This window comes from Sporosarcina sp. HYO08, assembly GCF_001563475.1.
Taxonomy (GTDB): domain Bacteria; phylum Bacillota; class Bacilli; order Bacillales_A; family Planococcaceae; genus Sporosarcina.
Window position 1 is genome coordinate 110,446 of sequence record NZ_LPUT01000012.1, and the last position, 16,390, is coordinate 126,835.

General features: G+C 42.5%; 13 protein-coding genes and 1 riboswitch. All 13 genes read left to right on the forward strand.

From position 1 onward, the window contains the following. Positions 1–77 precede the first annotated feature (77 nt). A riboswitch (cobalamin riboswitch) is annotated at positions 78–260 on the forward strand. A gap of 177 nt (positions 261–437) precedes the next feature. The 13 genes from AU377_RS05050 (at position 438) to AU377_RS05110 (ending at position 16,363) form a co-directional block, all read left to right on the forward strand. After that, positions 438–2,651 carry a ribonucleoside-diphosphate reductase subunit alpha gene (locus AU377_RS05050; RefSeq protein WP_067406052.1) on the forward strand — a complete coding sequence of 738 codons (2,214 nt, stop codon included), beginning with the start codon at positions 438–440 and terminating at the stop codon, positions 2,649–2,651. Continuing rightward, entirely contained in the window at positions 2,636–3,076 is a 441-nt protein-coding gene (locus AU377_RS05055) for a flavodoxin (protein ID WP_067405128.1), read from the forward strand. The genes AU377_RS05050 and AU377_RS05055 overlap by 16 nt, the downstream gene beginning before the upstream one ends. After that, on the forward strand, positions 3,055–4,092 hold the full coding sequence (locus AU377_RS05060; protein ID WP_067405130.1) for a ribonucleotide-diphosphate reductase subunit beta: 1,038 nt from the start codon (positions 3,055–3,057) through the stop codon (positions 4,090–4,092). Before AU377_RS05055 ends, AU377_RS05060 begins: the two co-directional genes overlap by 22 nt. 334 nt (positions 4,093–4,426) lie before the next feature. Continuing rightward, the gene (ric, locus tag AU377_RS05065) at positions 4,427–5,125 is read left to right on the forward strand and encodes an iron-sulfur cluster repair di-iron protein (RefSeq protein ID WP_067405133.1); all 699 of its coding nucleotides are present in this window, start codon (positions 4,427–4,429) and stop codon (positions 5,123–5,125) included. Between the two features lie 366 nt (positions 5,126–5,491). Then, positions 5,492–9,178: a nitrate reductase subunit alpha gene (locus AU377_RS05070; protein WP_067405137.1), complete on the forward strand. Its 3,687-nt coding sequence runs from the start codon at positions 5,492–5,494 to the stop codon at positions 9,176–9,178. After that, positions 9,168–10,763 (forward strand): nitrate reductase subunit beta, encoded by a 1,596-nt coding sequence (gene narH, locus AU377_RS05075; RefSeq protein ID WP_067405140.1) that lies wholly within the window; start codon positions 9,168–9,170, stop codon positions 10,761–10,763. Before AU377_RS05070 ends, narH begins: the two co-directional genes overlap by 11 nt. After that, on the forward strand, positions 10,756–11,325 hold the full coding sequence (narJ, locus tag AU377_RS05080; RefSeq protein ID WP_067405143.1) for a nitrate reductase molybdenum cofactor assembly chaperone: 570 nt from the start codon (positions 10,756–10,758) through the stop codon (positions 11,323–11,325). The genes narH and narJ overlap by 8 nt, the downstream gene beginning before the upstream one ends. Next, positions 11,318–12,001, forward strand: a complete 684-nt coding sequence (gene narI / locus AU377_RS05085; protein WP_067405145.1) for a respiratory nitrate reductase subunit gamma — start codon at positions 11,318–11,320, stop codon at positions 11,999–12,001. The genes narJ and narI overlap by 8 nt, the downstream gene beginning before the upstream one ends. 34 nt (positions 12,002–12,035) lie before the next feature. Beyond that, positions 12,036–12,503: a GAF domain-containing protein gene (locus AU377_RS05090; protein WP_067405148.1), complete on the forward strand. Its 468-nt coding sequence runs from the start codon at positions 12,036–12,038 to the stop codon at positions 12,501–12,503. Beyond that, a complete protein-coding gene (locus AU377_RS05095) occupies positions 12,490–13,545 on the forward strand; it encodes a sensor histidine kinase (RefSeq protein ID WP_067405151.1) in 1,056 nt (351 codons plus the stop codon). Before AU377_RS05090 ends, AU377_RS05095 begins: the two co-directional genes overlap by 14 nt. 31 nt (positions 13,546–13,576) lie before the next feature. Further along, positions 13,577–14,224, forward strand: coding sequence for a response regulator transcription factor (locus AU377_RS05100; protein WP_067405154.1), 648 nt, complete (start codon positions 13,577–13,579; stop codon positions 14,222–14,224). 34 nt (positions 14,225–14,258) lie between these two features. After that, positions 14,259–14,786 carry a hemerythrin domain-containing protein gene (locus AU377_RS05105; protein WP_067405157.1) on the forward strand — a complete coding sequence of 176 codons (528 nt, stop codon included), beginning with the start codon at positions 14,259–14,261 and terminating at the stop codon, positions 14,784–14,786. 62 nt (positions 14,787–14,848) lie between these two features. Next, complete coding sequence (locus tag AU377_RS05110; RefSeq protein ID WP_067405161.1) at positions 14,849–16,363, forward strand: nitrate/nitrite transporter; 1,515 nt, start codon at positions 14,849–14,851, stop codon at positions 16,361–16,363. Positions 16,364–16,390: the final 27 nt, after the last annotated feature.

Here is a 16,390-nt window from a genome sequence, read left to right on the forward strand (position 1 = left end):
GAAAGAAGTATATTCTTCCTATTTACGAATCGAACACTATATGTTAGGGTGTGTAGAGTGTGAATAATACTATATATTGTATCGTACGATGAAATGGTACCGAATACGGTTTAAAAGGGAATCCGGAAATCCGGAGCTGTCCCCGCAACTGTGAACGCTAACGAAAGCCTAAATAAACCACTGTGGATAATTCCATGGGAAGGGAAGGCAAGTAGGATGATGCGCAAGCCAGTAGACCTGCCATTTGATCGTCAAGCAACACTTTCTTCGGGGGTTGAGAGGTGGAAGCGAGCGGGAATCACTTCTATACTTCTTTTTGAATGTGTTAATCCCATTTTGTTTCCTTATCCAATAAACCATCGAGCGACAGCTCTGCCGAAAAGGTGGAATTGTCGTTTTTTTGTTGCACAAAAAGGGAGGAATGGATAATGACAATGATGATCGCAATGGCTAACAAGGATCGGCTTCTGGATGAATTGCAAATGGAATTTGGCGAGAAGGCGATTAAACCGCTTTTACTAGCAAGCGAACGATGGAAAAAACAGTATCCGGATGGGTCTAATACTGAATGGATGCAGGCGATGACATTAGAAGCGCTTAGTTTGATCGATGAAACTGAAACCTATTGGACCTTTGTGGCAGCACGGATCTATTTACAAAATGTCTATTCTGAACAGGAAAGACTCCGAAAATCAAAAGTTTATACAGACTTTGCAGATCATGTAAACCGCTTAGTAAAACAAGGAATATATGCCTCTTTTTTAACAGAAAAATATTCTCGCAGCGAGTTAGAAATGCTTGGAATGATGATTGAACCCGAACGAGACAAACATTTTACATATATCGGTTTAAAAACAATGATGGATCGTTATGTTGCGGTCGATTTTGAAAAGCAGGCAGTTGAACTCCCTCAAGAACGCTGGTTAATTATTGCGATGACGCTCATGCAGGATGAAGTAGGCGATCGTCATGAAAAAATAGCAGACGCCTATTGGGCAATGAGCAACTTGTATATGACAGTCGCGACACCGACGCTTGCAAACGCAGGCAAACCGCATGGCCAGTTATCGAGCTGTTTCATTGATACGGTGGATGACTCTTTGCAAGGAATTTATGACAGCAACACAGATATTGCCAACTTATCTAAATATGGCGGCGGTATTGGTGTCTATATTGGAAAAGTACGCAGTCGCGGTTCTTCAATTAGGGGATTTAAAGGGGCGTCAAGCGGCGTTCTTCCGTGGATTAAACAATTGAACAATACAGCGGTTAGTGTCGATCAGCTTGGACAGCGCCAAGGAGCGATCGCTGTATACTTAGATGTTTGGCATAAAGACATTCTAACTTTTCTAGATTTGAAATTGAATAATGGAGACGATCGACTTCGGGCGCATGATATTTTTCCAGGTGTTTGCCTTCCGGATTTATTTATGGAGCAAGTGGAAAGGCGCGGGGAATGGTATTTATTTGACCCGCACGAAGTTCGCACTGTAATGGGTTATTCGCTGGAAGATTATTATGATGAAACAAAAGGAACAGGATCGTTCCGAAAAAAATATGAAGAATGTATTCAGCATCCGTTACTAAGTAAAGAAGTCATTCCAGCCATCGAAATTATGAAACGTATACTGCGCAGCCAGCTGGAAACGGGTACACCCTTTATGTTTTATCGAGATGAGGTCAATCGTACCAATGCGAATAAACATGAAGGCATGATTTATTCATCAAATCTTTGCACAGAAATAACGCAAAATCAAAGCCCAACCCAATTTGAATCGGTCAACCTTGAAGACGATCTTGTGGTCACCCGTTCAAAACCAGGCGATTTTGTCGTCTGCAACTTATCGTCTATCAACCTTGGCCGTGCGGTACCTGAAAATGTTTTGGAAAGATTGATCAGTATTCAGGTGCGTATGCTTGATAATGTCATTGATTTAAATCAAATACCTGTCGTGCAAGCGCAAAGGACGAATATGCGTTATCGAGGGATCGGGCTTGGAACTTTTGGTTGGCATCATTTACTGGCTATTAAACAAATCCAGTGGGAATCAGAAGAGGCTGTCGAGCTTGCCGAAAAATTGTATGAGAAAATCGCCTATTTAACGATCAAAGCTTCGGCGGATCTTGCGAAGGAAAAAGGTGCGTATCCGCTATTCGAAGGATCCGAATGGCAATCAGGCGCTTATTTCGAACGAAAAGGCTATAACTCCAATGACTGGCATGCACTTCGCTCGGATGTCGAACAAAACGGTATCCGCAACGGTTATTTGATGGCTGTTGCGCCAAACAGCTCTACTTCCGTCATAGCTGGGTCAACGGCATCAATTGACCCGATTTTTAAACCGTTCTATTACGAGGAAAAGAAAGATTACAAGCTGCCAGTTGTCGCGCCAGATTTAGACCACAATACGTACAACATCTATCGCCGTTCTGCTTATATCGTAGACCAGCGCTGGTCCATTCAACAAAATGCGGCAAGACAACGGCATATTGATCAAGCAATTTCGTTTAATCTCTACGTTCCAAATACCATTCGGGCATCTGTTTTGTTGGATCTTCATATACAAGCATGGAAATCTGGTTTGAAAACGACTTATTATATGCGCTCAAGCGCATCCGATATCGAGGAGTGCGAATGGTGTCATTCCTAATTGCCTATGCATCTTGGAGCGGAAATACGGAAGAAGTGGCAGGGCTTATTGGTGAGGCGCTAGCGGAGGAAGGCGTTTCTGTTACAATGCATCGAATAGGGCGGGATGTCTTACCGAATCCCCGCTCATTTGATGCGTTTATCATTGGATCATTTACATGGGATCGAGGCGCTACACCTGACGAAGTCAAAGATTTTGTCGCACAGATCGGCTATAAACCAAATCCTGTTTTTGTCTTTGGAACGGGTGATACACAATTTGGCGGGGATGACTTGTTTTGCAAGGCCGCCGACAAGTTGGCGAAGTTTTATCATTCCACCTATGCAGTACTTAAAATTGAGCAAAGTCCACGTGGCGCCCAGGAAAGCGAAGTAATTAATTGGACGAAAGGGGTTTATACACATTGGCAACACTTACACGCGTAAAAGTGATTGAGCCGGCGAATCCAAACAAAGCGACGGCGATATTTGGCGGGAAAGCAAGCGGCATTTTAAATTGGAATGACCTTGCGTATCCTCATTTTTATACAATACGACAAAAAATCCGCTCACTCTTTTGGACGGCGAACGAAGTAGATATGACGCAAGACGTAAAACAGTTCCCTACGTTGGACCGAGCGGAGCAAGATGCATTTCTTAAAATTATTGGGTTGTTGGCGACACTGGACGGTCCGCAAACCGATATTGCAGCGAAAATCGCCGCTTATACGACGGACCCTTCCGTGAAGTCGCTCATGGCAACGATTGCAGACCAAGAAAGCGAACATAACCATAGCTATGCGTATGTCCTGTCATCGGTTACGACGTTAGATAAACAAATTGCTTCTTTTGAAATGGGGCGAACCGATGATGTTTTAATCACACGTAACGAGAGAATAGTAGAAGTGTATAACGAATTTGCCGAAAAACCGACGATAGAATCTGCGCTGAAAGCAATGGTTTATACAACTTTGTTGGAAGGACTATTTTTCTATAGCGGATTTGCCTTTTTCTATAATCTTGCGCGCCAACAAAAAATGGTTGGCACGTCGACGATGATTTCGTACATTAATCGTGATGAATTACAGCACGGGAAGGCGATGAGTGATATTTTCCGTGCGGCGCTTGGGGAAAACCCTGCATACAATACGGTCGAATTTACTGAGTGGATTTACGATCAATTTCAACATTCTGTGGAACAAGAAATCATATGGAGCCGCTACGTTCTTGCGGACATTCAAGGTATTCAACTTGAAGAAATGGAAGGATATATTAAGTACCGGGCTAATAAAATGCTTCGAATGCTCGGCTTAAGTGAACTTTACCCTGAATCTATAGAAAATCCAATGAAATGGATCCGGGCATATGTCGACAATTTTGATGACACAAAAACCGACTTTTTTGAACAAACTTCGCGCCAATATGTAAAAACAAGTGATTTAAATGGATTTGATGATTTGTAATTTAAAAGAAGAAGTGGAAAATGAAATGGGCAAGATATAGAGGAGTGTAGAAAGAGTTTTTCCCTATCAGTTAATTTACAGATCGTTTTTGAATGAACAAACCAATTTGGCGCAAAATAAATAAGGTTTTTATAGTCGATTGTGAATACTTTGTTACGGATAGAAAGTTGTGACATTAATCACAACAGATGAACAATTTTTTGTTTAATATAAGAGCAAGAAATGATGATTTCTTATTTACTATGCGAAAGCCAGGGGAAACCCTATACTGGTTTATTGTCAAATTCAATGAGAATGATTTTCAAGTAAATTAATCATAGGAGGAATAAATCAAATGGTACAACTAACACTCGACACTCAAGTTTCCGATATCGTCAATGAACTCCCGCAAAGTGCGGATCTATTTAGAAGTCTCCGCATCGATTTTTGTTGCGGTGGCAAAGTGCCGCTAAAGGACGCAGCGGAAGAAAGAAATTTAAATCCCGAGGAAGTATTAAATAGCGTTAAGGAAATCGCAGATAAGAAAGAACAACGCAACAGTATGCATCCATCTTCGTTTGGCGCAAAAACGTTAGTTGCGTATATTCAAGAGAAATACCATGAAAACTTGCGGGAAGAATTGCCACAGCTTACACCGTACGTAACACGTGTTGCAAAAGTTCATGGGGATCGCCATCCGCATCTACTACGTATTCAGGAGCTTTTCAAAGAATTGCGAGACGAACTGCTTGATCACACAGAAGACGAAGACAAAAATGTTTTCCCGCTTATTTTAGAATTTCTCGATAACCCTACACCAGAGTTGAAAGAGAAAATCCGGCCGCATGTTGATGAGCTCGAAAGTGAGCATGCGCATGCGGGAGAAATCTTATTTGAGCTTCGGGACATTACAAATAACTTCACGCCTCCAGAAGATGCTTGTGGAACGTACCGAGTCGTTTACTCACGTTTAGAGCAGCTTGAAAGAGATACATTTGACCATGTACACCTTGAAAACAACGACCTATTCGATCGGGTGCGTGCAGCTCTTTAATATTATGTAATATAAGCCACCGTTTTTGCGGTGGTTTTTTCTTTGCCGAAAGCAGGAATAAGGCTAATTTGCCACGTTCTATGTAATGTCTGCATGAAAACCTTCTATTAGACCGATGATTTAGAGGACGTTAATCGTAAAACATACATTCATAAACCGCGATATTACCAACGTGAAATCGATTTTGAATACATGTTCGTTAGGGAAAACGGCAATACTGGTGAATGTGAGGGGAGTTTCTGGTATATATAGGAGTTTCCCTAATAGAATGAAAATAGATTATCTTATAAAATTTAGGGTATTGGATGGACAAGCTGATAAATCTACTCATTGTTCGATAGTTAAAGAAGGAGTGTGGATGTTTCGATGAAGAAAAAAAGTGTCCTTGAAAGTGGGTTGCGATACTTCAAGCCGGTTGAAAGATATTCGGGTAACTGGTCCATTTTAGAAGAAAAAAGTCGAGAATGGGAAAATATGTATCGACAGCGGTGGTCGCATGACAAAGTGGTGCGTACGACGCATGGCGTCAACTGTACGGGTTCTTGTAGTTGGAAAGTCTTTGTGAAAAATGGAATTATTACTTGGGAAAATCAGCAAATTGACTATCCTTCTTGCGGACCGGACATGCCAGAATTCGAGCCGCGCGGATGTCCCCGAGGCGCTTCCTTTTCTTGGTATGAATATAGTCCTTTACGGGTGAAATATCCTTACATACGCGGAAAACTGTGGCGGATGTGGAGTCAGGCACTGTCAGAACAGAAAGATCCATTAAAAGCATGGGAAAGCATTGTAGAAGACCCGGCGAAAGCAAAAGAATATAAACAAGCCCGAGGAAAAGGCGGACATGTCCGCGTTAATTGGCGAGACGCAGTGATCCTTATTTCCACACAGCTCATTTATACAATTCGTAAATACGGCCCGGACCGGATTGCGGGCTTTACGCCAATTCCCGCGATGTCAATGGTGAGCTACGCGTCAGGCGCCCGTTTTATTTCACTGCTTGGCGGGGAAATGCTTAGTTTCTATGATTGGTACGCTGACTTGCCGCCATCTTCACCGCAAATTTGGGGGGAGCAGACAGATGTACCTGAGTCGAGCGATTGGTATAATTCTGGCTACATTATTATGTGGGGTTCCAACGTACCGCTCACAAGAACACCAGACGCTCACTTCTTAACGGAAGTTCGTTACAAAGGAACAAAAGTTGTGTCCGTTGCACCGGATTATGCGGAAAGTGTTGTCCATGCGGATGATTGGATCGCAGCCAATCCTGGAACAGATGCGGCTGTTGCCCAAGCGATGACGCATGTGATTTTGGAAGAATTTTACGAGCAACGTAAAGAGCCAATGTTCTTGAATTATGCGAAACAATATACAGATATGCCTTTCCTCATCCTGTTAGATGAGCATGAGGGGTCTTACAAAGCGGGGCGTTTCTTGCGCGCAAGTGATTTTGGCAACAACTCCGAAAATGCAGAATGGAAGCCGGTTATTTTTGATGAGGCGGCAAATGAAATTATTGTTCCAAATGGCACGATGGGTCAGCGTTGGGAAAAAGATGTGAAATGGAACTTAATTCTTGAGAATGAAGATGGATCCCGCGTTGAGCCAGCTTTAACGATGGCAGATCACGGGGCAGAATGGACTGAAATGGTTTTTCCTTACTTTGACAGTGCCGGGAATGGAACATTCAAACGTCCAATTCCAGTGAGAAAAGTAACATTACAAGACGGTTCTAAACGCCTTGTAACGACTGTTTATGATCTCATGCTGAGCCAGTATGGTGTTCGCCGAATTGGCAGCAATTTAGAGGCGAAAGGATTCGACGATGCGGATTCACTCTACACGCCGGCTTGGCAAGAAAAAATTACGAACGTAAAACCTGCACTTGTTACGCAAATTGCCAGGGAGTTTGCACAAAACGCACTGGATACAGGCGGTCGCTCCATGATTATTATGGGCGCGGGTATTAATCACTGGTTCAATAGTGACACAATTTATAGATCAATCCTAAATCTAGTCACACTTACCGCTTCACAAGGGGTCAACGGCGGGGGATGGGCGCACTATGTTGGACAAGAGAAATGCCGACCGATTGAGGGGTGGAGCACGATTGCCTTCGCAAGGGACTGGCAAGCACCACCGCGCTTGCAAAATGCTACTTCGTTTTTCTACTATGCAACCGATCAGTGGAAATATGAGGAAATGGGCGCGGATGTCTTAATGTCGCCGACAGGAGGAAAAGCGCTGTACGATCATCCTGCGGACTATAACGTGTTAGCGGCAAGGCTTGGTTGGTTGCCTTCCTACCCGCAATTTAACAAAAATAGTCTTTTATTTGCAGAAGAAGCGGCGAGAGCGGGCAAAACGGAAACGGCAGACATTATTCAGCATACACTTGAACAAATCAAGTCAGGTGAAACAAAATTTGCTGTTGAGGATCCAGGGGCACCTGAAAACTTCCCGCGTTCGTTATTCGTTTGGCGCTCAAATCTTGTTTCGAGCTCCGCCAAAGGACAGGAATACTTTATGAAGCACTTATTCGGTGCTTCAGATGGCCTTCTTGCAACACCGAATGAGGAAGTAAAGCCAGAAGAAATGGTTTGGCGTGATGAAGTAGAAGGGAAATTAGATTTACTCGTTGCACTGGATTTCCGGATGACGGCAACACCGCTGTACGCGGACGTTGTACTTCCGGCTGCAACATGGTATGAGAAACATGACCTTTCTTCAACGGATATGCATCCATTTGTCCACCCATTCAACCCAGCTGTCGATCCATTATGGGAATCGCGTTCAGATTGGGATATTTACCGGACAATCGCCCAAACATTTTCTGAAATGGCGAAAACGTATCTACCAGGCGTTTATAAAGACTTGGTAACGACTCCGCTTGCCCACGACTCTGCTCAAGAAATTGCACAGCCGTACGGGGAAGTAAAAGATTGGAAAAAAGGCGAAGTGGAAGCGATCCCAGGGAAAACGATGCCAGGTATGACAATTGTGGAACGAGATTATACAAAAGTTTATGACAAATACGTAACGCTTGGACCATTGCTCGCAACAGGAAAAGTAGGCGCGCACGGTGTAAGTTTCTCCGTTGCCGAAGAGTATGAGATGATGAAAAGTATCAATGGTACGTATAGTGATGACACCATTAAAAATGGTCTTCCAAAATTGCATACAGCAAAACAGGCAGCGGAATCTATGCTTGCTTTATCATCCGCAACAAATGGACGTGTTTCTCAAAGAGCATTTGAGGCGGCAGAGCAAGATACCGGTGTTGAGTTAAAAGATATTTCAGCGGATCGGGCAGCGGAACGTTTTACGTTTGCAAGTATTACTGCACAACCGCGCGAGGTGATTCCGACACCAGTATTTAGCGGATCTAATAAGTTAGGGCGTCGTTACTCACCGTTTACGACGAATATTGAGCGGCTTGTACCGTTCCGTACGCTTACTGGAAGACAGCACTTTTATATTGACCATGAATTTTTCCTAGACTTTGGAGAAGCATTGCCAGTCTTTAAACCGACATTACCACCGATGGTATTCGGACCGCGAGATCAACAAATTGTAGGTGGGCAAGACTCGCTCGTATTAAGATATTTGACGCCTCACGGAAAGTGGAATATCCACTCGACGTATCAAGACAATCACCATATGTTAACTCTTTTCCGGGGCGGGCCGACAGTTTGGATTTCAAACCTAGATGCAGACGAACACGGCATTGATGATAATGATTGGCTAGAAGTCTACAACCGTAATGGAGTTGTGGCAGCGCGGGCAGTCGTCAGTCACCGTATGCCAAAAGGAACGATGTTTATGTATCACGCGCAAGATAAGCATATTCAAGTGCCAGGATCTGAAATTACAGAACAGCGCGGCGGCAGTCACAACGCACCAACCCGCATTCATATGAAGCCAACGCAAATGGTAGGCGGATATGCGCAGTTGAGTTATGGATTTAACTATTACGGACCGATTGGAAATCAACGTGATGTGTACGTAGCAGTTCGCAAGATGAAGGAGGTAAATTGGCTTGAAGATTAAAGCACAAGTTGCAATGGTCATGAACCTTGACAAATGTATTGGGTGTCATACATGCAGTGTCACGTGCAAATCGACTTGGACGAATCGTGAAGGCGCCGAATATATTTGGTTTAACAATGTTGAAACAAAACCAGGGATTGGCTATCCAAAAAGATGGGAAGACCAAGAACTTTATAAAGGTGGCTGGCAGTTAAAAAACGGCAAGCTTGAACTAAAAAGTGGATCAAAACTATCGAAAATTGCCCTCGGGAAAATATTCTATAACCCAGACATGGTTCAAATTGAAGATTATTACGAACCATGGACATATGACTATGAGAAGTTGACAAATGCAGGAGAAAGTAAGCATACACCTGTCGCAAGAGCGAAGTCTGTTGTTTCAGGCGACTATATGGACTTAGAGTGGGGGCCAAACTGGGAGGATCAGTTAGCAGGGGGCCACATTACAGGGCCAAAAGACCCGAACATCGAAAAAATTGAAGAGGATATCAAATTCAATTTTGAAAAAGCGTTTATGATGTATTTACCGCGTCTTTGTGAACATTGCTTAAATCCAAGCTGTGTTGCATCCTGTCCTTCGGGAGCCATTTACAAACGCGATGAAGACGGTATTGTTCTCGTTGACCAGGAAGCGTGCCGCGGCTGGCGCTATTGCATGACTGGCTGTCCGTATAAAAAAGTGTATTTTAACTGGAAGACAAATAAAGCAGAAAAATGCACATTCTGCTTCCCGCGTGTTGAATCTGGATTGCCAACTGTATGTTCTGAGACATGTACGGGTCGTATTCGTTACTTGGGCGTTCTCTTATACGATGCGGATCGTGTCCTTGAAGCGGCTTCAACACCAGATGAAAAAGATCTTTACAAGGCACAATGCGATTTGTTTTTAGATCCGAATGATCCCGAAGTGATCGAACAGGCGAGAAAAGACGGTATTTCTGAAGAGTGGATCGAAGCGGCACAAAATTCTCCGGTCTACAAATTAGCTATTGAATACCAGCTCGCTTTCCCATTACATCCCGAATACCGAACGTTGCCAATGGTTTGGTACGTTCCGCCGTTAAGTCCGATTATGAACTATTTTGAAGGGAAAGATTCAATCAAAAATCCTGATGCCATTTTCCCGGCAATTGAGGAAATGCGCATACCAGTTCAATACCTTGCCAATATGTTAACAGCTGGAGATGCACAGCCAGTGAAAGAAGGTTTGCAGCGTATGGCCATGATGCGTTCTTATATGCGTGCATTGTCATCTGGAAAGGAGTTTGACGAATCAAGGCTTGCAAGGGTTGGTCTAACTGCCGAGCAAACGAAGCAAATGTATCGACTGCTTGCCATCGCGAAGTATGAAGATCGCTTCGTGATCCCGACATCCAAAAAAGAACAGCATATGAACGTTTACCGCTCACAGGGTTCGCTTGGCTACGAGCAGATGGGCGATTTCGGCGGAAACAGTTCGAACAATCAGTTCAGCTATTCCTATATGGAAAATAACGATTGTGACGGCTGTGGACCGGTTGTACCGACAAAAACGGGCAAAGAAATTTACGAAGAGAATTTCTATGGGGGGATTTGGCGTGATTGATTTAGGGAAATTGAATGACCAAAAAAAGATCTTCAGTTTCTTTGCAAATCAGCTGTCCTACCCTGAGAAACTTACGTTTCATCCGCAGGGATTAGAAGAGTCAATTGACTCTTCTAATCCAGCCCGTGAAGACGTAGTCATGTACTGGGATCTTATGCATGAATACAGTTTAGATGACATTCAAGAGATGTACACGAATACGTTTGACTTTCAAAAGGAATCGACACTTTTTATGACATACGTCAAGTTTGAAGATGCAAAAGAGCGCGGGCAAATGCTTGCCAAGTTGAAAGTGCTTTATGAAATGTTCGGACTTGAAATGCCGAATCATGAGCTATCTGATTTTTTACCGCTTATGTGTGAATTCATCTATGCGGCGGAGTGGGTAGGAGATCCAAGAGCAGAACAAAGTTTCTCCATGCTGCTAGCGGTAATGGAAGACGGAACGTATCATTTAATGAAAGCATTGGAAAAATTCGATAGCCCATACTTCTATTTAATACGCGGGATGCGGGAAATATTTAAGTCTTGTATTCGTCAGGAGGAACGCGCCAATGACTAATCAGTTTTTATGGGTCATTTTCCCTTACATTTGCATGGCAGTATTTATTGTGGGTCATATATTTAGATATCGAAATGATAAATTTGGATGGACAGCCAAATCAAGTGAGTTTTTCGAGAAGAAACAGTTAATGATCGGAAGCTTATTGTTTCATATCGGAATTGTGCCGGTCATTTTAGGTCATGTTGCAGGCTTAGGTATTCCGAAGGCATGGACGCAAGCAATGGGAATCAGTGATCATATGTACCATATGGGTGCTGTGTACGGCGGTGGTTTTTTTGGAATTGTGACACTTCTTGGTATGATTATATTAACATCGCGTCGTTTTACGAAAAAAAACGTGCGTCAACACTCATCGGCTTCGGATATGATCGTTAACGTACTGCTGTTATTTATCGTTTTTATCGGTACATATGCTTCCCTTGTAACGAATGCAGTCGTGCCGGGCTTTGACTATCGGGATTCCATTTCAGTCTGGTTCCGCTCGTTACTTATATTCCGTCCAGAGGCAGGATTAATGGGAGCCGTCCCACTTACTTTTAAACTGCATATTTTAGCGGGTTTTCTCATTTTTGCAATGTGGCCATTTACTAGACTTGTTCATGTATGGAGTGTCCCTTTAAACTATGTTGGAAGAAGCTATATTTTGTACAGAAAGAACAGTCCAAGTGCGTAAAAGTAAATGCAAGGACCAATAGGGAGTCAATACAATGGAAGGACAAGAGAAATTTAATTATCAGGAAGAGATTGAGCGCTTTAGAAAGCATTTTCAGTTTGACTTTATTGGGGTAGCACTCATTCAATCTGCAAATGGTGAAACAAAATGGAGATTCGTATCCGGGAACCAAAGTAATCGATATAAGCGTATCGTTTTACAAACGGGAAAAGGAGTGATCGGGCTTGTCCTAAAGACGGGGAGACCTGTCATCGTTGAAGATGTAGAGCAAATGATTGGGAAGACGAATTTATATAAATATCCATTGATCATTGCTGAAAAACTTCAAAGCTTCGGTGTCATACCGCTTTATAAATACAATCGCGTGAAGGGCGTTTTGCTCGTAGGATACCGTTCGGAGCTACTAACAAGTGCTGTATTCACAGAATTTCAACGCCAAGTAGGACCAGTATTTGGCGAGTTTTACAACAAGGAGATGGTTGAAAGTGATGGAGATAAATAACTTTCAAATAACAGATTTGTTGATGAAAATGTATGATCATTCGTCTGAAGCCATCTTTTTTTTCGACCGTGAATGCAAACTCATTTCAATGAATAATGCTGCAACGCTCATATTAGATCAAGAAGTTATTGAGCGCATGGTGGCAGGCGATCCAAAAGCTATTTGCCTGTCGTGCCAAGGGTATACAAGTGAGAAAGAGATGAGAACATGCACGTCTTGTTATATGGTAGACGTGAAAAATGATTTTAGCTCATTTCAAGTCTATTTGGATACGAGGGGACAGGGGATTATCCCATATACTGCCAGTCATCAAATGATCGATGAGAAAAATGGTGTTCGGGTTTTAACGTTGCGAAATTTAACAAAACAGTACAAAACACAAGAAATGTTGAATCAGCAAATGATGATGAAAAGCATCATTAAAGCCCAAGAAGATGAGCGGAAAAGAATTTCTAGGGAGCTGCATGATAGTGTGGCGCAAGAAATGCTAAGCTTATTAGTAGATCTACGCGTGTTGAAGTATATGAGCATTGAGGGAGAAGTTTTAAAAAAAGTGCAACAGACAGAAATCTCCCTCATGCGCTTATTAGATGACATCCGTCATTTATCGGTTGAGCTTCGTCCAGCTACTTTAGACGATTTAGGGTTGGAAGCTGCGTTTCGCACACATTTCAAGTGGATCGAGAAAAATTATGGTTTGGGCGTTAGGTTTAGTGCTGAATTAGCGTCAAAGCGGTATGAGGGGGAAATTGAAACCGTCGTCTATCGTGTTTGCCAAGAAGCTGTGTTCAACGCCTTGAAATATGCCGAAACGGATGAGATCACTGTGCGGCTTTTTGAAGAAAACAATTGTTTGCTATTAACAGTTGTAGACGAAGGTATTGGTTTTGATAGGAATGCAGTGAGCCCAAAAGGAACTGGGCTGGGCCTTTATGGAATGAAAGAGCGGGCCGAGCTTGTTGAGGGAACACTCACTATCCTTTCGGAGGTGGGAACAGGAACAAAGATCCAACTTAAAATTCCCATCGGAAATAATGGATAGAATCTGGCCTTCTTAGAAAGGGGAAGGTTGTATGAAAATTATAATTGCAGATGATCATGCCGTTGTAAGAAGCGGTTTTATGCACATATTAAATTTCCAAAAGGATATGGAAGTCGTTGCGACCGCTGCCGATGGTTTAGAGGCCTATGAACAGGTGGCGAAACATCGCCCCGATATTTTATTGTTGGATTTAAGTATGCCGCCTGGCCAAAGTGGACTGATTGCCACTGGAAAAATTAAAGAAGATTTTCCGGAGACAAAAATTTTGATCTTAACGATGTATGATGATGAGGAATATTTATTTCATGTCCTTAAAAGCGGGGCTTCAGGTTATGTACTCAAAAATTCTCCGGATGAAGAGCTGCTAGATGCTATTCGCGTAGTTTATGAAGGTGGGACATACATCCACCCGACGATGGCGACATCGCTTGTTCGGGAATTTGTGAAAAAAGATACGGATGGTGTCGAAACAGATCCGTATAAGTTGTTATCCAAGCGGGAAATTGAAGTCCTTCCCCTTGTGGCGAAAGGATACGGAAATAAAGAAATTGCGGAAATGCTTTATATTTCCGTAAAGACGGTTGAAGCACATAAAGCAAAAATTATGGATAAACTTCAATTGAAAGGCCGACCGGAATTGGTGGAATATGCTTTGAAGAAGAAGTTCTTAAACTTCTAACGAAACAATATTAGTTAATAGGGATGTGATAACATTGGCAGAAGGCGTAGCGTTTAAGTTTGACCTACCTGCATTGCGAATCCTTGAAAATGAACACAAATATTTATTGCATTTGATGGAACAGTGGCATCTCATTGTGCTTGGGTTTGAACGAGATATTTATACACTTGAGGAAGGGCGGGAAGCACTGCAAACACTTCGGAAAATGATCGTTGATTTTATTGAACCATTGAAAAATCATACGGATAAAGAAGAAACATTTTTATTTCCTTTACTGACAAAGTATGTAGGCAACGAACAAGGCCCTGTTCTTGCGGTGGAAGAGGAGCATGAAGAAATTGACGCCTATATCGGTCATTTTTTACACCATACGCTCGGAGACATCAATCACCTTTCGCTGCAAGATTTAAAAGACGTAGCGCATGATGCTGGTGAAGCGTTTGAAGTATTGACTGTCCATTTCATCAAAGAGGAGTCGATCATTTTCCCGATGGTCAACAATATGTTAAGAATTGATGAACAAGATCAACTTGGTGAACAGCTTTATACTTCAATATTGTAAGATTAGATGAGTGGTCGGTTAAGAAGAGTAAGATGATAACGAACAGAAATGGATGGATTGGAATGGTTAAGAAAATACAATTACCGTTACAAACAGCAAACCTGATTGTTGGATTTATGGTATGGGTACTGATCTCCTCGCTTTTACCATTCATCCGAGAAGATATTTCAATTCCTACGGAGAAACTTGCGATTGTCACCGCAGTTCCAATTGTCCTAGGGTCGATTTTGCGGATTCCATTAGGGTACTATGCCAATATATTTGGCGCAAGGATCATTTTTTTCGTTAGTTTTATCGCACTTTTATTTCCCGTATTTTATATTAGTGCGGCTTCAACATTTATGGATTTAATCATTGGCGGAATTTTTCTTGGAATCGGAGGCGCGGTTTTCTCGGTTGGGGTTACCTCATTGCCGAAATACTATCCAAAGGAAAAACACGGTCTTGTTAATGGTATTTACGGAGCGGGGAATATTGGAACGGCCATTTCAACATTTGCGGCACCTGTTGTCGCAACGCAAATTGGTTGGTCGGCGACAGTAAAGCTGTATTTAGTCCTACTGCTTATTTTCGCTGTATTGAATTTTGTATGGGGCGATCGAAAAGAAATAAAAATGAAAGCACCGATTGTTGAACAGATTAAAGGTGTTTATAAAAATGAGAAATTATGGTTTTTCTCTCTTTTCTACTTCATTACATTCGGTAGTTTCGTCGCGTTTACCGTGTTTTTGCCAAACTTTCTTGTAACATTTTTTGAGTTAGAGAAAGTAGATGCTGGACTTAGAACGGCAGGGTTTATTGCAGTGGCAACTTTCCTTCGACCTGTCGGCGGATGGCTCGCAGATAAATTCCAGCCTTTAATTATCCTTATGTTTTGCTTTGCTGGACTTACAGGGGCTGCTATCATTCTAGCGTTCTCACCTTCCATTCCTTTATATACAGTCGGCAGTATGCTCATCGCAACAACTGCTGGAATTGGAAATGGTGTCATTTTCAAGCTTGTACCATTTTACTTCAACAAACAGGCAGGGATTGTGAATGGAATTGTCTCGATGATGGGTGGACTGGGTGGATTTTTCCCACCGCTCCTTTTATCAGTCATCCATTCCATTACCGGTTCTTACTCGATCGGTTTTATGGCATTTTCACAAGTAGCACTTGTCAGCCTAGTCCTCGTCATTTGGCTTTATTATATGGATCGCGTGTCGACGGCGGCAGAAGTCTTTAATAATACAGGGCAAGGTATTGTTGTTACAGATTCCACTGGTACGATTCAATCAGTCAATCCTGCCTTCACCGCATTGACGGGGTATACTGAACAGGAAGTGATCGGTCAAAACCCGAGAATTTTAAGCTCAGGCAGACACACGACAGATTTTTATACGACGATGTGGAGTCAAATCGGCCAAAAAGGCATTTGGTCAGGTGAAATATGGAATAAAAAGAAGAACGGTGAAGAGTATTTAGAGCTCATTTCTATTAGTGCGATCACTGACGAATCCGGAGAAGTTATCCGTTATGTCGGAACGTTTACCGATATTACGCCTAAGAAAGGAAAGGGCAACTGGTCTTTTTGATCGGTAGCCCTTTCTTTATGTAAGTAA